The sequence below is a fragment of the Enterococcus sp. AZ063 genome, from assembly GCF_051715045.1.
GTDB lineage: Bacteria > Bacillota > Bacilli > Lactobacillales > Enterococcaceae > Enterococcus_D > Enterococcus_D casseliflavus.
In genome coordinates this window covers 15,302-35,860 of record NZ_JBIOTA010000001.1, presented here as the reverse complement: position 1 = coordinate 35,860, position 20,559 = coordinate 15,302, and the positions used below count along the sequence as shown (strand labels likewise).

Below are 20,559 nucleotides of genomic sequence, written 5' to 3'. Positions count from 1 at the left end.
CTGAATGATCTAGGAGTTGGGCAGCCCTTGAGCTGTTGGGCCTTCCTCCTTGAATCAGTCAGTGTCGCTTAAATGACAGCTGTTTGACAAAACCAGCCTTCGCTTAGGCTTTTTCCGTTGGATACATGTAAAAACGGCTAAACGCTTTAGGATCGATAAAGGAACGAGCCGCTTGCTGAACATCTTCCAAAGTGATCGATTGGATCACCTCCGGTAGATCAAAGAGCGTCGTTTCACCGAATAAGCTTTGGGTAAACTGGTTTGCGATAAACTCCAGTGAGTTCAGTGATTGGAAATATTTCCCTAGCATTTTCTTCTTCAATAACGTCAAGTTTTCTTCATTGATCTCTGGATCTTGCGGGAAATTCATTACGATCGCTTCGATCTCTGCCAACATTTTTTCTGGCTCTTCAGAATCCCCCGAGAAGTCGGCAAAGTAAAAGCCGCGATCCAAGTTCACTTCAAACCCAAATGTGTCGTCGATGATGCCTTGATCATACAAACGCAAATAATTGGCGGAAGTATTGCCTAACACCAATTGGCAGAAAAGATTCAACGCATTTTTGAAGCGCAAGAGCTCTCTTCCTGATTTCGGCAGTTTGTTCAAGTCCCCTTTGATCCCTAATACGCCTTTGGCACGTGTTACTGGCATGGTAAGACTTGATTCTGCTTGAATATCGGCAAAGGTTTCTTCAGGAAACTGGCGAATGATCGCCTGCGTTTCTGGAAAGGTCTTGGACGCTTGATTGGTCCGAATCCACGCCATCGTTTCTTCAGGATCGATATTGCCTACCACAAAAAGCGTCATGTTGCTTGGGTGATAGAAGGTATTGTAGCAAAGATACAAGTCTTCTGCGGTGATCTGCGCAATGCTTTCCACCGTACCAGCGATATCGATATGCAAGGGGTGCTTCGGATACAGATTTTTGATGATGCCGAAAAACTGCTGCCAGTTCGGATCGTCATCATACATTTGGATTTCTTGACCAATGATCCCTTTTTCTTTTTCGACGGTTTCTTCTGTGAAATACGGGGCTTGGACGAAATCGATCAACGTTTCAAGGTTCAGCTTGATTTGATCGGTTGCCGAAAAAAGGTAGCTGGTTTTCGTGAAACTGGTAAAGGCATTGGCAGAAGCCCCCTGCTGACCAAAGGTTTGAAAGACATCGCCGTCTTCTTTTTCAAACAGTTTGTGCTCTAGAAAATGGGCAATGCCATCAGGGACTTGATGCAATGCTTCGGGTGAAAACCCGAAATGATTGTCGACAGAGCCATAGTTCGTACTGAAAAGTCCGTAAGTTTTATGGAAATCGGCTTTTGGCAGCAAATAAACTTTCAAGCCGTTTGGCAATACTTCTTCATAAAGGGTCTCATTGATTTGCTGATAGACTTTTTTATTCATGGGTCGTCTCCTTATCCAGGAAGAATACAGCTTGCAAGGACACGTTTTGAGCCAATGCTTGGACATCTGCCACGGTCACTTGTGCCAATTTCTGCATAAATTCATCTTCCGTCATTTTCGTATTCGGTACCCACTGATTCAGATAGGCTGTTTCGATCAGTGCTTGTGGGTTATCCAATGAAAGCAAGTACTGGTTTTTCAACATCGCTTTTGTTTGTGCCAGTTCTTCCGCGGTGACTTCGCCACGCTGCAAGCTTTGCAGCTGCTGTTCGATCAATTTGAAGACCTTGTCGCGGTTTTTGCCATCGATCCCTGTTTGGACCGACAAATACCCACGAAACGTATCGATACTGCTGGAAGCATAATACGCCAAACTTTCTTTCTCTCGGACATTCATAAACAGTTTTGAATGAGGGAATCCGCCAAACAACCCGTTGAAGACCATAAAGGCGATCCGCTCGGTTTGGTCATAATACACGCCAGTATGATAGCCTAGGTTCAATTTAGCTTGGATGATTGGTTCCCGCAAGATTTTCTCGCGAATGATGTTTTCCGCCGCTTGCTGATAAAAGACCGGCATTGCTTGGTCTGGCCGATCGGTAAAAGCCATGTTTTGGAAGAGTGCCGCAACTTCTGCTTCAACCACATCGCCGATCACGAAAATATCGATTTGATCATTGTCCATCATTGAGCGATAGGTTTGGTAAAGCTCTTTTGCGGTCACAGCTTCTAAGTCTTGGGGACGGCCAAAGCTCGGATACTTCTGATTCTGATCGTTTTCGAAATACAACTCTTGCAGCCCTAAAGAAGCCAATGCTTGCTTATCTTCTGCCACGCTGTTCATATAGGCGATCAAGTTGTGCTTTTCGATGGTGAAGTTCTTTTCTTCAAACTGCTCCTCGTGGGCATTCGGATGGAACAAAACTTCTGCTAAAAAAGCGGCTGCTTGCGGCAATACTGCTTCATCTGACACGTACTTCCCGTTGACAAAGGACATCGCTGCATTGATCTGATGCAGATTGCCCCGTTTGTTGACATTCATACCAAAGCTGGCACCGTAAAGCTCTGCCAGCTGACTGCTAAATGCGGTCTGTGTCGGATAAGCCAAACTAGTCGTTTCTAATAAACTGGTCAATAAGGTCCGTTTGGCGGTCATTTCAGCCTGCAATGGTGCAGTAAACCGAACGAAAAAACGGATCGTTTTATACTTTTTGGTCGGTAGCACCGTTAACCGAACACCTTTTTTTAATTCAATAGACATGTGACACCCCTTCTAGAAGCAAAATTATCTCTTCAATTATAGCATAGCTGACAAACTTTCTCCTCGGCTCGCTGATCAAACCTGCTGCAGCGAGCGTTTTTTTTTATAAATCCCGCGTTTTTCGCTATACTGTCAGTAAGATTTAGAAGGGAGGATACAGGATGATTAAAGAATTTAAAGAATTTATTTTACGAGGAAACGTCATTGACTTGGCGATCGGGGTCGTGATCGGGAGTGCCTTCACCGCAATCGTCACTAGTTTAGTTGAAGGATTGCTGACACCATTGGTTTCATGGATCTTATCACTCTTTGGTAATGCAGATGCCTTTTCTGGTTTGGTCTTTGAACCTGCCAAAAATGTAGTCTTTGATTTCGGCCGCGTAATTACTGCCATTATTACGTTCTTGATTACCGCATTTGTCTTGTTCTTGATTGTCAAAGCAGTCAACAAACTACGCAATCTGAAACAACAACCTGAGGAAGAGGAAGTACCAGAAGTCACTGCAGAGGATTATTTAGAAGAGATTCGTGACCTTCTAAAAGCGCAAACGCCTCCTGCCAACACTGTTGATCCACGTCCAACATCATTGGACGATACGATCCGATAAAAAAACGGCTCTTAGTCAATAAGGTCGAAAGAAGCGATTCGGATTCATCCGATCCATCAATCATAGCGCTAAAAGAAGCAAGCACGCGAACCTCGCTAGAGAGTCGCTGTGCTTGCTTCTTTTTTCATCCCGACATGCAGGATCCCGTCTTCATAAAAAGGCGGTGTAATGGTTTTAAAGCCATACTGGCCGTAGAATTTTTCTAAGTGGGCTTGTGCTTCGATCTCAATAGGCAAAGCTGGATAACACTGCTCAATGCGATGCAAAACTTCTTTGATCAGACGATGGCCTTCTTTTTGCCCTCGGTATGCTGGTGCCACAATGACCCGACCAAAATGCACCGTTTGTTCCTGCTGGAAAATACGGGCGTACGAAACGATCTGCCCTTCCTCATCAAGGGCCCATAAATGTTTGGCTTGTGCATCGATCGCATCGATCTCTTGATACGCACACGCTTGTTCCACCACAAAAACCGCTGTACGCAAACGGGCAAGCTGATAAAACTCCACCCCAGTCATTTCCCCTAACTCTTTTAGAAAAAACGCCATCCCATCACTCCTTATCTTATTGAACCAAAAAAGAGTCAACAAAGTGTCAACTCTTCTTGTTTCAAACAGCTTCTGATAAAAATTCAATCTCAACAGTTCTAGTTAAAATATCTGAATAACTATAAGAAACCCGCTCGAATGAATTCTCATTTGGATCCAAATCTACAACAAAAACTGAAGGATAAGTTTCTGTCAAAACGCCGCGACGTTCAGTTTGACGCTTACGTCCAGTCTGAGCAACTAGCATAATCTCACTACCGATACGGCCTTCTAAATCTTTCTTGATCGTAGCTAAAGTTGTTGGCATCGCATTCACCTCGAGCATCATCATACCACGAAAAGCAGAAAATTTCAAGTTTACCATAAAATAATTCTACTTTCAATAAGATTTTTGTTAAACACCCTTGATAAGCGCTATCAACTTTGTCCGACCGCGACTGAAAGCGCTTTTTATTTTTTCATAAGGCAGCTTTTCTTGAGCGGCAATCTGATCAAGTTCTAATCCTTTTAAATAATTCATTATAACCATTCGTTCTAAAGACGATAAACTTTTCGGATACTCTGCCAACGATTCATTAACGAACAAGTAGGTCTCTGCAGTTTCCGCACAGCGATTATGATCGGTCAAAAACCGATTGCCTTCTTGTAAAAGCTTTTCTTCCAGCGAGCAGGCATCGACTTGGGCTTTGCGTTTTTGGGCATGCTGCGCCCGCAACAGGCTGCAGATACGGTTCTCAAAGGAACGCTTAAACAAGATACCGATGGTCGTTCCTTTGTCCTTATCGTAAGTCTTTAGACACTTATTAAAAACGATCCTGCCTTCTTGCAGCCAATCGTCTAAGTCATAATCCCGCAGATAATATTTTTTATGCAAAATCTCAACGATCGGTCGATATTTTCTGAACAACTCTTCAAATCTATCTGAACGGTGCGATACTTGTCTTTCCTTTGTGCGCATCGAGATCACTCCTTTTGTTTTTGCTTCATTTGCTACAAAAGGAGCGTATCATAAATGGCTGGGACATCTTCTAATTTACCAGACCAACTTTGTCCCTAACTAAGGTCTTGCAATTTCTTTTCAAGTTCGGCTAATTGTTCAGGTGACCAAGGGGAATTGCGTCGGAAATTTTCAAACCGCAAGTCGGTTTGATGCTCGTGGATGTCTTTTTCCGTTTTTTCCACGCTTTTGTACAATTCCCGTGCCGAAGTTCGCAAAGCACCTTGAGAGAAGATCACCCACTGTTCGGCTAAATCGCTGGTAGCGACGGTGACTTGGGTCAATCGATTGTTTAATTCACCAGCGATTCGTTCGATGTAGCTGTCGGCGGTCTCTCCTTCTTCGGTAAAAATAACTTCCAGCTGATATTTGGTGTAACTTTGGGTCACACCAGGCACCAGTTGAGCATCAAAAACAACGATGATTTTCAACCCTTCATATTTTGCATAATTCGACAGCCGATTCAGTAAGGCTTCTCGGGCATCTTCTAAACGGTCCTGATTTTTCAAAAGAACCAGCTCCGGCCAAGCGCCAATCATATTGTAGCCATCCACGATCAGCAAAGGGGTTTTCATTGGGACGCCCCATTTCGGCTAGTAAAGGCCTGATACATCAACAAACCTGCCGCCACACTGGCATTTAAGCTCTGCACGTGCCCGGTCATTGGGATCGTCAGCATTTGATCCACTTCTTTTTTCAAACCTTCCCCCATGCCGCGACCTTCGTTGCCGATGATCAAACCGACCGCCCCTTTGGCATTCCATGTGCGGTAATCACTGCCACTCATATCCGTACCGAAGATCCAAAAACCAGCTTTTTTCAGCTGCTGGACTGCTTGGGTCAAGTTGGTCACGCGGGCCACAGGGATATGTTCCACTGCGCCGGTCGACGTTTTCACCACGATCGGCGTGATCCCCACCGCACGGTGTTTTGGAATGATGATCCCGTCTACGCCGCTGGCATCAGCGGTTCGCATGATGGAGCCGAAATTATGGGGATCTTCTAGATTATCTAAAATCAGATACAGCGGCTGTTCTTTCGTTTGGGCCAACAATTCATCCAAGGTCAAATACTGATAAGGGGTGATCGCCAAGATCATGCCTTGATGGACCCCTTGGTCACTCATCATATCCAGCTTTTGTTTTGGCACCCATTTGACCGGAACTGCCTGTTCCCGCGCCATTTCTTTCAAACGATCGATTTTTTCTCCCCGTGCTTCTTCGGAAAGAAATAGCTTGTTGCCTCGCCCTTCTTTCAAGGCTTCAGCAACCGCATGATAGCCGAAGACAAAATTATCTTCGATGGCTTCTCCAGCGGCTTCTTTGCGGCGATCCGGTCTATTTTCTTGTCTGGCTTCTGATCGGCCAGCTGTTTTTTTATTTGGACGCTTTCTTTGCGGTTTTTCTCGCATCTTCTTCTCCTACTTTCTTTATACACCAGTCTATTAGCTCGTCTAAGCGTTCTTTTTGCTGCGTGAGGTGCAAATACCCGATCAGCGATTCAAAGCCAGTAGCGATACGATACGTCGTGACATCGGCATTTTTGGCACCCGTATGGCTTTTACTATTACGGCCGCGGCGGTAAAAATCATATTCTTCTTCGGTCAGGATCTCTTCATCCAACATCTTTTGGATCAATGCCGCTTGGGCTTTGGCCGACACATAGTGGGTCGCCATATGGTGCAGTTGGTTCGGGCGGGTTTGGCCTTGGGCGACTAAATAATCGCGAATATAGACTTCATAGACCGCATCCCCCACATAGGCCAATGCCAAACCATTCAATTGTTTATAATCTCTCATGCTTCTCGTCTCCATCGGGTTCCTTGCGGGGTATCTTCTAAGATGATCCCTTGTTCTTTCAACTCATCACGGATTTGGTCGCTGCGGGCAAAATCTTTGGCTTTGCGGGCGGCGATCCGTTCATTGATCAGCTGTTCAATTTCTTCATCCAGCAATTCTTCGGATACAAAATAAATCCCGAAAATCGTCAGCCATTCGCTGAATTTGGCTAATCCAGCGGCTAATAAAGCCAAATCTGTTTCTGGGTCTTCGCTAGCTAAGTTCAGCCACTTCGCCAATTCATAGACCACAGTGATCCCGTTAGCCGCATTGAAATCGTCGTCCATTTCTTTGACGAAACGTTCTTCAAATTCTTCCAGAACCGCTGCATTGACTTCCTCATCGCTGGCTTGATAATGACTGCTATTCAAGCGGAATTTGGCATTTTCATAGGTCGTCCGCAATTTTTGCAGGTTGGTTTGTGCTTCATGCAAGGTAGTCTCACTGTATTTGATTGGTCGGCGGTACTGGGTCGTTGCCAAAAAGAAACGCAGCACCTGCGGATCAACTTTTTTGACCATCTCATGCACTGTGACGAAGTTGCCCAGTGACTTACTCATTTTTTCTTCGTCTTCACCGATCGTCACATAGCCGTTATGCATCCAATAGTTGGCAAAGGTCTTGCCAGTTTTCGCCTCGCTTTGGGCGATCTCATTTTCATGATGCGGGAAGGTCAAGTCTTGTCCGCCTCCATGAATATCGATGGTCTCGCCTAGGTGTTTGGTCGCCATCACCGAGCATTCGATATGCCAGCCAGGACGACCGGCTCCCCAAGGAGATTCCCAAGCGATCTCATCGCCTTTTGCCGCTTTCCACAAAGCAAAATCCAACGGATCTTCCTTGATTTTTTGTTCTTCACCGGTCCGCTGGCTTGCGCCGACTTCCAGCTCATCGATGGATTGGTCGCTTAATTGCCCATAGTGAGCAAATTTGCGGGTACGGTAATAAACATCGCCATTGACTGGATAGGCATAGCCTTTTTCTACAAGAGCAGCAATAAAGGCAATGATGTCTTCGATATGATCCATCACACGAGGATTCATCGTAGCAGGTTTGACGTTCAGCGCTGCGGTATCTTCATTGAAGGCGTTGATAAAACGCTCTGCCACTTCTGGGGCCGTCGTGCCTAATTCTTTTGCCGCACGAATGATTTTATCATCGACATCGGTAAAATTCATCAAATAGTCCACTGTATAGCCGCGGTATTCAAAATAACGGCGCACGGTATCAAACGACACAGTACTGCGGCCATTCCCGATATGGATGTAGTTATAGACGGTGGGTCCGCAAACATACATTTTTACTTTCTTTTCTTCTAATGGCTGAAACACTTCTTTTTCCCGTGTCAGCGTATTATAGATTTTAATCATCGTGGATAACCTTCTTTCCTTTGATTCGAACGATCTTTGCTGGGATTCCGACAGCAGTTGCTTCTGCAGGGATATCCTTCAAAACCACTGCATTGGCGCCGATCTTTGCACGCTCACCGATCGTGACAGGGCCTAAGATCTGCGCATGGGCTGAGAGAAACGCACCGGTTTTAACCGTGGGATGACGCTTGCCCCGCTCTTTACCGGTTCCCCCTAAGGTGACCCCGTGAAACAAGACGACATCATCTTCAATGATCGCCGTTTCCCCGATCACGACGCCCATCCCATGATCGATAAAGACCCCTTGGCCGATCTGCGCACCAGGATGAATCTCGATCCCAGTCAAGAAACGCCAAAACTGGGCCGTCAGTTTTGCCAAAAAATACCAGCGATGCTGAAACAAAAAATGCGACCAACGATGCCAAAACAAGGCATGAAATCCTGGGTATGTGATGATGATCTCCAACGTTGATCGTACCGATGGATCATGTTTTTTTGTTGCCGCAATTGCTTTTTTGAACCAAGTCATCTTCTCACCTACTTTATCCAAACTTCTTGATACGAAAAAAGCGTCTTTCAAATAAGTTTCCTTATTCAAAAGACGCTTTTTTGCGTGGTCCCACTTTTGTTCGCAGTTCGGCACTGCCTTCAAGCGGGTAACGTCCGCTGCTTCGTCTTTGACTTGCGCCAAAGCCACTCCTAGGTGCATTTCCTAGCCTTTTTTGACCACTCTCACCTTCCGTGGTCTCTCTGAAAAAAATCGGCTAGTACTTCGTCTATTCGCTGTGTTTATAACACGTTATTCAAATGATCAAGGGCTTTTTCTTTCCCTAATAATTCAACGGTATCTGGTAGTTCTGGTCCGTGGGTTTGGCCTGAGACCGCCACGCGGATCGGCATGAATAAATTCTTGCCTTTGATGCCTGTTTCTTTTTGGATCTCTTTGATGGCTGCTTTGACTGCCGCAGCCTCAACGACTGGCATCGCCTGTAATTTTTCTTTAAAGGCTGTCAAAACCGTCGGTACAGTTTCTCCTGCTAAGACTTCTTTGGCTGCATCATCTAATTCAGGGTGTTCTTCGAAGAACAATTCCGAAAGGTCGACGATTTGTGCCGCAAAACTCATTTGCGGTTGATACAAGGAAACGATTTTTTTCAACCAGGCAGCTTTTTCTTCGGTCAATGTTTCTTCGATGCGACCGGCTTTTACCAAGTAAGGGACGCACATTGCCGTCAATTCATCCAGATCCATTTGTTTCATGTACTGATTATTGACCCATTCCAACTTCTTGGCATCGAAGGCAGCTGGTGATTTGCTCAACCGTTCTGGATCAAAGATTTTGATCAATTCTTCTTGAGAGAAGATTTCTTCTTCCCCTACTGGTGACCAGCCTAAAAGTGCAATGAAGTTGAACATAGCGTCTGGTAGATAACCCAACTCACGGTATTGCTCGATGAATTGGAGAATCGATTCGTCCCGTTTGCTTAATTTTTTCCCGGTTTCGCTATTGATGATCAACGTCATATGCCCGAATTCTGGTGCTTGCCAGCCAAATGCTTCATAGATCATCAACTGTTTTGGTGTGTTGGCGATGTGGTCATCTCCACGCAGCACATGGGTGATTTTCATATGATGGTCATCGACTGCTACTGCAAAGTTGTAAGTCGGCATACCGTCACGTTTTTGGATGACAAAATCGCCACCGACATTATCTGATTCAAAAACGATCTCGCCTTTGACCATGTCGTGGAATTTGTATTCAGTATTGCGAGAGACACGGAAACGAATCACTGGTTTCAAGCCTTGTGCTTCTTTTTCGGCTTGCTCTTCTGGTGTTAAGTTGGCACATTTCCCTGCATAATGGGGCATTTCGCCACGAGCTCTTTGGCCTTCACGTTCGGCTTCCAGTTCTTCTTCCGTACAATAACACTTATACGCACGATTGCTTGCAAGCAATTGATCGATCAGTGGTTGGTAGATATCGCCGCGTTCTGATTGACGATACGGACCGTATTCTCCTGGATTTTCAGGTGATTCGTCCCAATCCATTCCTAACCATTGCAAGTTTTCAAGCTGGCTTTTTTCACCATCTTCAATGTTTCTTTTTTGATCGGTGTCTTCGATTCGGATAATAAATTCACCGTCATTGTGACGAGCAAACAAATAATTGAATAAAGCCGTCCGAGCATTCCCGATGTGTAAATGTCCTGTTGGACTTGGCGCGTAACGTACACGTACTTTTGTCATTGTTTTCCTCTTCCTTCATCTGATTTCCAAGCCAGCCAAGCTGCTTGGGGCTTATTGTTCAGTTTAGTGGGAAAGACCCGCGTAAAAAACAGAACCCTCAAGTTGAATTGTACAATCAATAACCCAATTAGTAAAGGCAGCTGGCATATTTTACGCCAGCTGCCTAGGATTATTTCTCTGATTTCGATCCTTCTTTGTTGTCGATGCCGCGACCAGAATGGGCTGGTTTGGCAAAAATCATCCGCCCAGCTGCCGTTTGCAAGGCGCTGGTGACGATCACTTCGATGTGTTCATTCATGTAATGCTGGCCATCTTCCACCACGACCATCGTCCCGTCATCTAGATAAGCGACCCCTTGCTGGCGCTCCGTGCCAGCTTTCACCACTAAGACGTGCATGCTTTCTCCTGGAATCACCACTGGTTTGACCGCATTGGCTAACGCATTGATATTCAAGACAGGCACATTTTGAAATTCAGAAACTTTGTTTAGATTGTAATCATTGGTCACGACGACACCATCCAGCATCTTCGCTAACTTGATCAGCTTGCTATCGACTTCGGAGATGTCTTCAAAATCGCCTTCATACATCTCAACTGCGATGCCTTCTTCTTTTTGCAAAGCATTCAAAATATCCAAGCCGCGGCGGCCCCGAACCCGTTTCAAGCTATCGCCAGAATCTGCGATGTATTGCAATTCATACAAGACAAAATTCGGGATCAGCAAGACGCCTTCTAAAAAGCCCGTTTTAGCAATGTCATAGATCCGACCATCAATGATCACGCTGGTATCCAAAATTTTGTATTTGTGGAAATGGTCCGCGATTTTTCTTTCCAGCATCTGCTGTTCATCTTGCTCTTGGGGCTCTGCCTTTTTGTTTTTTGGGGCAAAGACTTTTTTCCATTCATCGATCCGTGTCGTCCCGATCTGAAAACCGAGATACCCTAACAGGACCATCACTAAGATTGGGGCGATCCCGTTGATAAAAGGAATATCCCAATTGTAAAAAGGAATCGACACGATCACACCGATCATCAGACCGATGATCGAACCAATTGCGCCAAACAAGAGATACGTTAAGCTCAATTCACTTAGTTTTTCTTCAATTTTGCGAATACCGGCTGCAATATATTTCGCTAATAGTAAAGATAATAAAAAGAAAATAAGGGCTCCAAGCAAACTATTAGTGATGTTATTATTCAGCCATTCATTTTGGGTTTGCCCAATGGCTTGCCATGCGATAGGCATCAGTGAGATCCCCAGACTTGCTCCGGCAAGTACCATTAGTGCGGTAATGACTCGTTTCTGCATACATGTTCCTCCATACTCCAGTAGGTTTCTTTTGTTCAAAAATCCGTGCTGCCAGACAGGCTCCTTCCGCCTGTCAGCGGCTGTCGGTCGGTTGGTTCAAACGAATGAATCAACAGCGTCAGGGCAAGAGGAGAGGCGATTGCCCCTTGCTCTTGCATTGACTCCACTTTAACGGAAGACTTTCCGCAAGGTTTCGGCTAAGGTAGACACGCCTTCGACTTCGATGCCTTTGGGCGGCTGCCAGCCAGTCAGATTATTTTTCGGCAAATAAACTTTCGTAAAACCTAGTTTTTGCACCTCTTTGACCCGTTGCTCGATCGCGTTGACTCGGCGAATCTCACCCGTCAAGCCAATTTCACCGATAAAACACTCCGTCGGGCTGGTGCCTTTTTCTTTGTAGCTAGATGCGATACTAACAGCGATCGCTAGATCGATCGCGGGTTCATTTAATTTGACCCCGCCGGCTGCTTTTAAGTAGGCATCTTGATTTTGCAGCAGCAAGCCTGCCCGTTTTTCTAAAACCGCCATGATCAGCGAGACGCGGTTGAAGTCTAGCCCCGTCGTCGTGCGTTTGGCATTGCCGAACATCGTTGGCGTGACCAGTGCTTGGATCTCCACCAAGATTGGCCGACTGCCTTCCATTGCTACTACGATCGCCGATCCGGTTGCGCCTTCTAAGCGTTCTTCCAAAAAGACTTGTGACGGATTGGCGACTTCTTTCAACCCGCCTTCTTCCATTTCAAAAATCCCGATCTCATTGGTGGACCCAAAGCGGTTTTTGACGGCCCGCAAAATTCGAAAACTGTGGTGCTTTTCGCCTTCGAAATACAAGACGGTGTCCACCATATGCTCCAACATCCGCGGTCCTGCGATCGAGCCTTCCTTCGTCACGTGGCCAACGATAAAGATGGCGATGCCATTGGTTTTGGCGATTTTCAGCAATTCTGCGGTCGTTTCTCGCACTTGGCTGACACTGCCTGCCACGCTGGTGATATCCGGTTGGGTCATGGTTTGGATCGAATCGATGATCACATAATCTGGGCGGATGTTTTCGATCGCTTTACTGATCTCTGACATGTCCGTTTCCCCATAGAGATAAAATTCTGTGTCGATGGCGCCTAAGCGCTGCGCCCGCATTTTGATTTGTTCGGCACTTTCTTCTCCTGACACATACAAGACCGTCCCGCCGATCGCTGCTAATTGCTGGGAAACTTGCAAGAGCAGCGTCGATTTTCCGATCCCTGGATCCCCACCGATCAAAATCAAGGAGCCTGGGACCACGCCGCCGCCTAAGACGCGATTCAACTCAGCGAGTTTCGTTTGGACCCGCGGTTCTTTTTTCGGTACGACATCGGCGATTTTCGTCGGCTGCATCTTTTGCCCCGTCAATGTCGTACGTACTCGACGATCGGCGGTTTCTTGGATCACTTCTTCCACCATTGAATTCCAGCTGCCGCAATTGGGGCATTTCCCTAAATATTTAGGGGAACTATACCCACAATTTTGACAGACAAATTGACTTTTTGCTTTTTTTGCCATTGATCTCCTCCACTACTTCTATCAAACAGACCCCCAGGCAGGATTTACTGATTCGAGGAGCCAAAGCCGCCGGTTCGGCTGGCAGTGGTTGTATCTTGATCAGCTTTTAAGAACGGCAAGAAAATTCCTTGGCCGATCCGTTCGCCTTTTTTAATGACGACATCTGTGGGGCCGAAATTGGTAAACTGAAACATGATATGCCCTTCATTATCTGGATTGTCATAGTAATCGCTGTCGATGACGCCGACACCATTCGTCAAGACTAAGAAACGTTTCAAAGGATTGCTGGAACGATTTGTCAGCTGCAAATACTCGTCTTCCCCCATATAGGCTTTGATCCCCGTGGGAATCAAGGTTGGCTTCAACTGTTTTGCGGTCTCTTTAGCAAAAAGCGCTTTGACCCCGTCGATCACGCCCGCTTTCCAAATGCTTGGCACCACGATTTCTTCCGCTGCTTCAAAGTCGTAACCAGCCGCATGATGGGTGGCACGTTGAGGCAAGGTGATGCTTTTTTCTTTATATGCTGTAATAATTTCAAATCCTCGTAATTTCATGGGTTCCTCCAATAATAAAACATATAGCTATTTTAGCATAGGAAGAACTATTTTCTTCATGGAAAACACAATTATCGAAAAGTCTTTACAATTTCTTCGTTTAAAAATAGACCAAAAAGAAAAAAGGACATGACGAAACGCCCGTTTGCGAGTACAATAGAAAAAATATCAAAAAATAGGCGGTGGCATATGCGCGCAGATCTTTCAAACAAAAACCGAATCGTTGTAAAAATCGGCACCAGCTCGTTGATTTATCCCAATGGTGCCATCAATCTAGCTGGCATCGATGAATTAGCCTTTGTCTTAGCAGCTTTGCAAAACCAAGGCAAAGAAATCATCTTAGTTTCTTCTGGTGCGATCGGTGTTGGCATGAACAAGTTGAATTTGAAAGAACGACCCGTGGAGATCCCGCAGCAGCAAGCCGTGGCCGCCGTTGGCCAATCGGAACTGATGACGATCTACAACCAGCGTTTTCAAAGCTATAGCCAGCAGACTGCACAGATCCTGCTGACCAGAGACATCATCGAATTTCCCCAAAGCCGTCAAAACGTTAGCAACACCTTAGAGCAATTACTTACGATGGGGATCATCCCGATCATTAATGAAAACGACACGGTAGCAGTGGATGAATTGGACCATCTCACCAAATTCGGCGACAATGACCAGCTGTCAGCGATCGTCGCTCAGTTGACGAAAGCCGAGCTTTTGATCATGCTTTCTGATATCGACGGCTTTTATTCCGCCAATCCGCTGAATGATCCTGATGCCGTCTTGTATTCCGAGATCAATGAAATCACCCCAGAACTTTTAGAACAAGCTACGGGAAAAGGCAGTCCTTATGGAACCGGCGGTATGACCAGTAAACTAAAAGCCGCCCAACGTATCTTAGACTTGGACAGTCACATGCTGCTGGCTAACGGCAAGCAGCCGAAAATTATTTTTGACTTGCTCGCAGGGGAACCTGTCGGCACCCACTTTTATCAACGAACGGAGGATGAGCAATGAGCAACTTGCAAACGATCGGTCAACAAGCTCAAGCAAGCGCCCAGACATTAAGCTTACTGAGTGCCAGCGAAAAAAAACACCTACTGGCAGCGATGGCCGATGCTTTAGAAAAAGCTACCGAGACGATTTTAGCTGCTAATCAACAAGACCTAGCCGCCGCAAAAGCCAAAGGATCCAGCCAAACGATGCTAGATCGTCTGTTGCTGACAGAACAACGGATCACCGAGATGGCTAACGGCATCCGAGAAGTCGCCCAATTGCCCGACCCAATCGGTGCCGTGGATAAAATGTGGCGCAATGCTGACGATCTTTTGATTGGTCAACAACGAGTGCCTTTAGGGGTCATCGGCATCATCTACGAAGCCCGCCCTAATGTCACCACTGACGCAGCTAGTCTGTGTTTCAAATCAGGAAATGCCGTGATTTTGCGTGGTGGAAAGGAAGCCTTCCACTCCAATCAAGTCCTCGTGACTATTTTACAAGAGGCTTTAGCTGCCAATGGACACTCCCGCCATGCGATCCAGTTTATCGAAGACACGAGCCACGAAACAGCGGCTGAGCTGATGCGGCTGACAGATTACTTGGATGTTTTGATCCCTCGGGGAGGCGCCGGCTTGATTCGTCGTGTCAAAGAGACCGCCACGGTGCCAGTGATCGAAACCGGCACCGGCAACAATCATATCTACATCGACCAAGCAGCCCAGCTGCCGATGGCACTGGCGATCGTCACGAATGCAAAGACTCAACGCCCTTCTGTCTGCAATGCCATCGAAACGATCCTCGTCCATGAAGCAGTGGCAGCGGAGTTTTTGCCTATGGTAGAAAAGCAGTTTGCCGAGCAAGTCGAATTGCGAGGGGATCAAAAAGCATTGGCGTTTTTGAACAATGCACAGCTTGCCACTGAAGAGGACTGGGCAACCGAGTTTTTAGACTATATCTTAGCGATCAAAGTGGTGGCTTCGCTAGAAGAAGCCATTGCCCACATCAATCGCTACAATACGAAGCACTCCGAAGCGATCATCACCGATGATTATTTCGCTTCCCAACGCTTCTTGAAAGAAGTTGATGCGGCGGCGGTTTACGTCAATGCCTCGACCCGTTTCACCGATGGCTTTATGTTTGGCTTTGGTGCCGAGATCGGCATCTCGACGCAAAAACTCCATGCCCGTGGGCCAATGGGGTTAGAAGCACTGACTTCTACCAAATACATTATTTATGGCGAAGGCCAGATCCGTAAGTAACGATACGAAAAAACAGCCACTTGCTGTCATGACTTCCAATAGTTAGACTAAAAAGCTAACTTTAAAAGGTCGGTACATGCGCAAGCGGCTTTTTTTCGTCCTCTTATGCTTGTGCAGCCCGCAGAACGAAGGAAATCGGTTCGATGCCAAACAATTCTGTCAGCACTCGATTGGTTGTGGCAAAGACGTCAGCTTCGCAACTCTTTTTCGGACAAGAAATCGTCTGTCCTTTGCTGGAAAACGTATCCTGACGGCTGCCCTCTACGAAAATTACTTCTTGCGTTCCTTTTTGATAGATCAATCCTTCGTCTTCTTCTAATAATAAACGCGTCTGCCACTGATTGATCTGGGCAATGGGCATCACCAAGGAAGCAGCATCCAAGTTTTCTAACGAAAAACTACGACCATCCGGCAGCTGCAGCGTGAAGGTATTGAGTTCATAAGATAAACAGGCATTGCACCCTCCTTCTGTGATGACTTGGCTCGTGAGAATTTCTGCATTCATTCTTTTTGACTCCTTTCATGATTCATTCATGTTTAGTTTATCACAAACCTATGGCGCACGGCGGAGCAATTATTCCGTCTTAAGTTGGATGTGTTTCTTTTTCTTTCTTGCTATGCTAGGGATAAGAAAAAAAGTCTAGGAGGAGTCACAATGAATACAGAAAGTTTATTAGGAAGAATCGTTACTGTCGTGGCAGTTTTAATCGCAGCATCCCTTGTTTTATCCGTCGTATTAGGTATTGTTGGTGGGTTGATCGGATTGATTTTCCGTTTCGGGATTCCTTTGCTGCTAGCCGTTTTGATCGTTCGCTGGTTAACCTCGATTCGCCAAAAGCCAAGAAAATATTATCGTTAATTGCAGGAAAACCAAAAACACCTGACTTTCCAACAGTCAGGTGTTTTTTTATCGATCAGCCTAATGCGACATCTAAAACCATCATTAAGATAAAGCCTAGCATGACGCCAAAGACCGCAAAATGGCGGCGACTCGTTAAGGTTTGCTGCGCTTCTGGAATCAATTCTTCCACCACTACATAAATCATAGCACCCGCTGCAAAAGCCAACGCATACGGCAAGACAGCGGACATACTCGTTACCAGCAAAGCTCCGATCACACCGGCGATCGGTTCTACGATCCCTGACGCTTGCCCGTACATAAAGGCTTTGGTTCGGCTTAACCCTTCTTGGCGCAAGGGGATCGAAACGGCTGCGCCTTCTGGAAAATTTTGGATCCCGATCCCGATCGCTACCGAAAGCGCCGCTAAGATCGCTGCTCGCGGATCATCGGCACTAGCCGCCGCCCCAAACGCTACCCCTACCGCCAAGCCTTCTGGGATATTATGCAGCGTGATGGAAAAGACCAGCAAGATCGTTCGCTTCAAATGACTAGGCAAACCTTCTGTTTCATGATTCGGCCCAAAATGCATATGCGGGAGCGTCTTATCTGCTGCATATAGAAACAAACCACCCAAACCAAACCCGATGCTGACCACCAGCCACGGAATGTCGCCATTTTCTTCGGCTCGTGCGATCGCAGGATCTAATAACGACCAGAAACTAGCAGCGATCATCACGCCAGAGGCAAACCCCAGCATCGTATTCAGGACATTTTTATTGATTTCTTTGAAGAAAAAGACTAGCGCTGCCCCAAGCGCCGTCATACCATACGTAAAGATCGTCCCCACCAGCGCTTGCTGCCATGGCGACAATCCAACCAACCAATCCACCATTCGTCTGCTCCTTTGTCTAACTATTCTACCAATACTCTAGCATAGGAAGCCGTCAGGTTCTACTAGGAAGGCAGCAGCAGCCAAAATTTTTCTTTCACCAGCCCTAAGCCTTTCCCGATGAAATCTTCGGCTTTACTTGAAAGTTTCAACATTCATCGCTATAATGCTAGGAGACTCCATGTCAATTTATATAAAGTGAGGAAAAGAATTGATTACAGTAAGTGATGTAAGTTTGCATTTTTCAGACCGCAAACTGTTTGATGATGTTAATATTAAGTTTACGCCTGGTAATTGTTATGGTTTGATTGGTGCAAATGGTGCTGGTAAATCAACTTTTTTAAAAATTTTATCTGGTGAGATCCAACCTTCGACCGGGAATGTTTCTTTAGGTCCTGATGAACGGATGGCTGTCTTGAAACAGAACCACTATGATTACGAAGAGTTTCCAGTGATCGAAACGGTCATCATGGGCCATAAACGTCTCTACGAAGTGATGAAAGAAAAAGACGCGATCTACATGAAGGAAGACTTTTCTGATGAAGATGGGATTCGTGCCGCCGAACTAGAAGGCGAATTTGCGGAACTTGATGGCTGGGAAGCAGAGCCCGAAGCAGCGGTTCTTTTGCAAGGCTTGAACATTCCCGATGAATTGCATCATGTCTTGATGAAAGATCTAACTGCTGGTCAACGGGTGAAAGTCTTACTGGCACAAGCCCTTTTCGGTAAGCCAGACGTCTTGCTCCTAGATGAGCCTACCAACGGATTGGATATCCAATCTATCAACTGGTTAGAAGAGTTTCTGATCAACTTTGACAACACCGTCATCGTTGTTTCCCATGACCGCCACTTCTTAAATAAAGTTTGTACCCATATGGCCGATCTAGACTTCGGCAAAATCAAATTGTTTGTCGGCAACTATGATTTCTGGTTGGAATCAAGCCAATTAGCTGCGAAATTACAATCCCAATCAAATGCCAAAAAAGAAGAGCAGATCAAAGAACTGCAAGACTTTATCGCACGCTTTAGTGCCAATGCATCAAAATCCAAACAAGCAACATCTCGGAAAAAAATGTTGGATAAAATCACTCTTGATGATATTCAACCTTCGTCTCGCCGCTACCCGTTTGTCGGTTTTAAACCAGAACGTGAAATCGGGAATGACTTGCTGCAAGTCGACAATGTCAGTGTGACGATCGACGGCAAAAAGATTTTAGACAATATCTCTTTCACCTTGAACAAAGACGACAAAGTCGCTTTTGTTGCCAATAGCGATATCACCACCACAACGCTATTCAAAGTCATCATGGGGGAAATCACTCCTGATACAGGTAGTGTTCGTTGGGGCGTGACCACGCAGCATGCGTACTTGCCAAAAGATACGACCAGCGAATTTGATACGGATACTCCGATCGTTGATTGGTTGCGTCAATACGCAAGCAAAGAAGAAGACGACAATACCTTCTTGCGCAGCTTCCTAGGTCGCATGTTGTTCTCTGGTGACGAAGTATTAAAACCCGTCAACGTTCTTTCCGGGGGCGAAAAAGTTCGCTGCATGTTGTCGAAAATGATGCTTTCAAAAGCCAACGTATTGGTATTGGATGATCCAACCAATCACTTGGACTTAGAATCGATCACCGCATTAAACGATGGCTTGATGGCCTTCACCGGCTCATTGTTGTTTGCTTCTCATGACCACCAATTTATTCAAACCCTTGCGAACCGTATCATTGCGGTCTCTAGCAAAGGCGTGGTGGATCGTGCCGAAACGACCTACGATGAATTCTTAGAAAACAAAGATGTCCAAAAACGCGTAGCAGAAATGAATCAATAAGCTGCTTTTGAAAAAAAGAACGCTCCAGTTGCCCGCCACCAAGGCTGCAACTGGAGCGTTTCTTTTATTTTACCTAGGTGCTTCGGGCGCTTTTTGGCAGGTTACGCTTGTTCTAAACGGGCTTTGCCGAATGAAAACAGCGCCAAGCAGCCATAGCCGGTATGACTGGAGATCGTTGGACCTAATGGATAATGATGAATAATAATGTCAGGAACTTTTTCGGTCAAACGTTTGATGACTTTCTCCGCTGCTTCGGCATCGCCAGCATTGGCAAAATAAACCGTATTGGTTTTTGATTCGTGAAGATTGGCGATGGTTTGATCCACGATTTTTTGGATCGCTTTGTTGCGTCCCCGCACTCGATCAACGCTGCGTAATTTTCCCGCAGTATCGACGGTAATGATTGGTTTCACGTTCAGCAATCCGCCGATCGCTGCCGCCGTTTTAGAGATTCTGCCGCCGCGTTCCAATTGTTTTAAATCGTCGACGGTGACCCATGAATCTAAACGCAGTTTGTTTTCTTCTACCCATTGGCTGACTTCTAGCAACGAACGTCCTTGGGCTTTTTGTTGGGCTGCTTCAGCCACTAAGAAGCCTTCGCCTAAACTCGCAGAGCGCGTATCGATCAAGGTGATCGCAACTTCTTTGTATTCTTCTTTTAGTAAGGCTACGGCTTGGACGGCACTTTGGAATGAGCCGCTCATTCCTGAAGAAAAACCTAAATAAAGGACCGGTGTGCCCGCTTCGACATACGGCCGAAAATACTCCATATAACGTCCGACATTGATTTGAGAAGTTGTCGGCTGCGCATGCTCTTTTAGTTTTCCTAAAAACCATTCCGTATCAAATTCTTTGCCCATATCATCGATATATTCTTTGCCGTCTAATTCGATCAGCATCGGAATATACGCAACATCTAGCTCCGCTAATCTTGCTGCTGGTAAATCACAGCAGGAATCTGTCATGATTTGAAACATGGTTTCACCCCTCTCGTTACCCCCTATTATAGCAAAAAAAGAACAAGACAGAAGAAATTCTCATCAAAAGCAGCCAAACTTATCGTTGACTGCTTTTAA

Annotated in this window: 22 protein-coding genes and 1 other annotated feature; of the genes, 5 read left to right on the top strand and 17 right to left on the bottom strand. The window is 45.9% G+C overall.

Going from position 1 to position 20,559, the window contains the following annotated elements; translation table 11 throughout:
- Positions 1-103 precede the first annotated feature (103 nt).
- Positions 104-1,402 (bottom strand): EF-P 5-aminopentanol modification-associated protein YfmH, encoded by a 1,299-nt coding sequence (gene yfmH / locus IGK61_RS00175; RefSeq protein ID WP_074535561.1) that lies wholly within the window; start codon positions 1,400-1,402, stop codon positions 104-106.
- A complete protein-coding gene (gene yfmF, locus IGK61_RS00170; protein WP_010748490.1) occupies positions 1,395-2,663 on the bottom strand; it encodes an EF-P 5-aminopentanol modification-associated protein YfmF in 1,269 nt (422 codons plus the stop codon). The genes yfmH and yfmF overlap by 8 nt, the downstream gene beginning before the upstream one ends.
- Positions 2,664-2,824: 161 nt before the next feature.
- On the opposite strand from yfmF, the gene mscL reads away from it, so the two are divergent.
- Positions 2,825-3,271: a large conductance mechanosensitive channel protein MscL gene (mscL, locus tag IGK61_RS00165; RefSeq protein ID WP_005226421.1), complete on the top strand. Its 447-nt coding sequence runs from the start codon at positions 2,825-2,827 to the stop codon at positions 3,269-3,271.
- Positions 3,272-3,366: 95 nt separating this feature from the next.
- On the opposite strand, the gene IGK61_RS00160 is transcribed toward mscL, so the two are convergent.
- The 12 genes from IGK61_RS00160 to IGK61_RS00105 form a co-directional block, all read right to left on the bottom strand.
- Positions 3,367-3,819 carry a GNAT family N-acetyltransferase gene (locus tag IGK61_RS00160; RefSeq protein ID WP_010748489.1) on the bottom strand — a complete coding sequence of 151 codons (453 nt, stop codon included), beginning with the start codon at positions 3,817-3,819 and terminating at the stop codon, positions 3,367-3,369.
- A 61-nt stretch (positions 3,820-3,880) separates the two neighbouring features.
- Entirely contained in the window at positions 3,881-4,126 is a 246-nt protein-coding gene (locus IGK61_RS00155) for a Veg family protein (RefSeq protein WP_005226417.1), read from the bottom strand.
- An 87-nt stretch (positions 4,127-4,213) separates the two neighbouring features.
- Positions 4,214-4,777 carry a sigma-70 family RNA polymerase sigma factor gene (locus IGK61_RS00150; protein WP_015508689.1) on the bottom strand — a complete coding sequence of 188 codons (564 nt, stop codon included), beginning with the start codon at positions 4,775-4,777 and terminating at the stop codon, positions 4,214-4,216.
- 95 nt (positions 4,778-4,872) lie between these two features.
- On the bottom strand, positions 4,873-5,391 hold the full coding sequence (locus tag IGK61_RS00145; RefSeq protein ID WP_010748486.1) for an NYN domain-containing protein: 519 nt from the start codon (positions 5,389-5,391) through the stop codon (positions 4,873-4,875).
- Positions 5,388-6,227 (bottom strand): 23S rRNA (guanosine(2251)-2'-O)-methyltransferase RlmB, encoded by an 840-nt coding sequence (rlmB, locus tag IGK61_RS00140; RefSeq protein ID WP_074535560.1) that lies wholly within the window; start codon positions 6,225-6,227, stop codon positions 5,388-5,390. Before rlmB ends, IGK61_RS00145 begins: the two co-directional genes overlap by 4 nt.
- A complete protein-coding gene (locus tag IGK61_RS00135; protein WP_010748484.1) occupies positions 6,193-6,615 on the bottom strand; it encodes a Mini-ribonuclease 3 in 423 nt (140 codons plus the stop codon). The genes rlmB and IGK61_RS00135 overlap by 35 nt, the downstream gene beginning before the upstream one ends.
- Positions 6,612-8,024 carry a cysteine--tRNA ligase gene (gene cysS, locus IGK61_RS00130; protein WP_015508686.1) on the bottom strand — a complete coding sequence of 471 codons (1,413 nt, stop codon included), beginning with the start codon at positions 8,022-8,024 and terminating at the stop codon, positions 6,612-6,614. The genes IGK61_RS00135 and cysS overlap by 4 nt, the downstream gene beginning before the upstream one ends.
- On the bottom strand, positions 8,017-8,553 hold the full coding sequence (epsC, locus tag IGK61_RS00125) for a serine O-acetyltransferase EpsC (protein WP_034695645.1): 537 nt from the start codon (positions 8,551-8,553) through the stop codon (positions 8,017-8,019). The genes cysS and epsC overlap by 8 nt, the downstream gene beginning before the upstream one ends.
- Before the next feature lie 65 nt (positions 8,554-8,618).
- Positions 8,619-8,817 (bottom strand) — a binding site (T-box leader).
- Positions 8,814-10,271 carry a glutamate--tRNA ligase gene (gene gltX / locus IGK61_RS00120; protein WP_016608945.1) on the bottom strand — a complete coding sequence of 486 codons (1,458 nt, stop codon included), beginning with the start codon at positions 10,269-10,271 and terminating at the stop codon, positions 8,814-8,816. (Overlaps the previous feature by 4 nt.)
- A 169-nt stretch (positions 10,272-10,440) precedes the next feature.
- Positions 10,441-11,580, bottom strand: a complete 1,140-nt coding sequence (locus IGK61_RS00115; protein WP_005226396.1) for a PIN/TRAM domain-containing protein — start codon at positions 11,578-11,580, stop codon at positions 10,441-10,443.
- A gap of 168 nt (positions 11,581-11,748) precedes the next feature.
- Positions 11,749-13,119 (bottom strand): DNA repair protein RadA, encoded by a 1,371-nt coding sequence (gene radA, locus IGK61_RS00110; protein WP_005226394.1) that lies wholly within the window; start codon positions 13,117-13,119, stop codon positions 11,749-11,751.
- 44 nt (positions 13,120-13,163) lie between these two features.
- A complete protein-coding gene (locus tag IGK61_RS00105; RefSeq protein ID WP_010748479.1) occupies positions 13,164-13,673 on the bottom strand; it encodes a hypothetical protein in 510 nt (169 codons plus the stop codon).
- 189 nt (positions 13,674-13,862) lie between these two features.
- Here IGK61_RS00105 and proB point away from each other — a divergent pair, with 189 nt between their 5' ends.
- Positions 13,863-14,678: a glutamate 5-kinase gene (gene proB / locus IGK61_RS00100; RefSeq protein WP_074535559.1), complete on the top strand. Its 816-nt coding sequence runs from the start codon at positions 13,863-13,865 to the stop codon at positions 14,676-14,678.
- The gene (locus IGK61_RS00095) at positions 14,675-15,919 is read left to right on the top strand and encodes a glutamate-5-semialdehyde dehydrogenase (protein WP_074535558.1); all 1,245 of its coding nucleotides are present in this window, start codon (positions 14,675-14,677) and stop codon (positions 15,917-15,919) included. The genes proB and IGK61_RS00095 overlap by 4 nt, the downstream gene beginning before the upstream one ends.
- A gap of 103 nt (positions 15,920-16,022) precedes the next feature.
- Here IGK61_RS00095 and IGK61_RS00090 read toward each other — a convergent pair whose 3' ends face one another.
- The gene (locus IGK61_RS00090; RefSeq protein WP_074535557.1) at positions 16,023-16,424 is read right to left on the bottom strand and encodes a DUF4809 family protein; all 402 of its coding nucleotides are present in this window, start codon (positions 16,422-16,424) and stop codon (positions 16,023-16,025) included.
- Positions 16,425-16,574: 150 nt separating this feature from the next.
- Between IGK61_RS00090 and IGK61_RS00085 the strand changes: the two genes are divergently transcribed.
- Complete coding sequence (locus IGK61_RS00085; RefSeq protein ID WP_008376766.1) at positions 16,575-16,778, top strand: hypothetical protein; 204 nt, start codon at positions 16,575-16,577, stop codon at positions 16,776-16,778.
- 55 nt (positions 16,779-16,833) lie between these two features.
- Here the strand turns inward: IGK61_RS00085 and IGK61_RS00080 are convergent, their stop codons facing one another.
- Positions 16,834-17,652, bottom strand: coding sequence for a ZIP family metal transporter (locus tag IGK61_RS00080; protein WP_074535556.1), 819 nt, complete (start codon positions 17,650-17,652; stop codon positions 16,834-16,836).
- Positions 17,653-17,860: 208 nt separating this feature from the next.
- On the opposite strand from IGK61_RS00080, the gene IGK61_RS00075 reads away from it, so the two are divergent.
- The gene (locus IGK61_RS00075; protein WP_005226380.1) at positions 17,861-19,483 is read left to right on the top strand and encodes an ABC-F family ATP-binding cassette domain-containing protein; all 1,623 of its coding nucleotides are present in this window, start codon (positions 17,861-17,863) and stop codon (positions 19,481-19,483) included.
- Positions 19,484-19,584: 101 nt separating this feature from the next.
- On the opposite strand, the gene IGK61_RS00070 is transcribed toward IGK61_RS00075, so the two are convergent.
- Positions 19,585-20,460, bottom strand: coding sequence for a DegV family protein (locus tag IGK61_RS00070; protein ID WP_016611673.1), 876 nt, complete (start codon positions 20,458-20,460; stop codon positions 19,585-19,587).
- Positions 20,461-20,559: the final 99 nt, after the last annotated feature.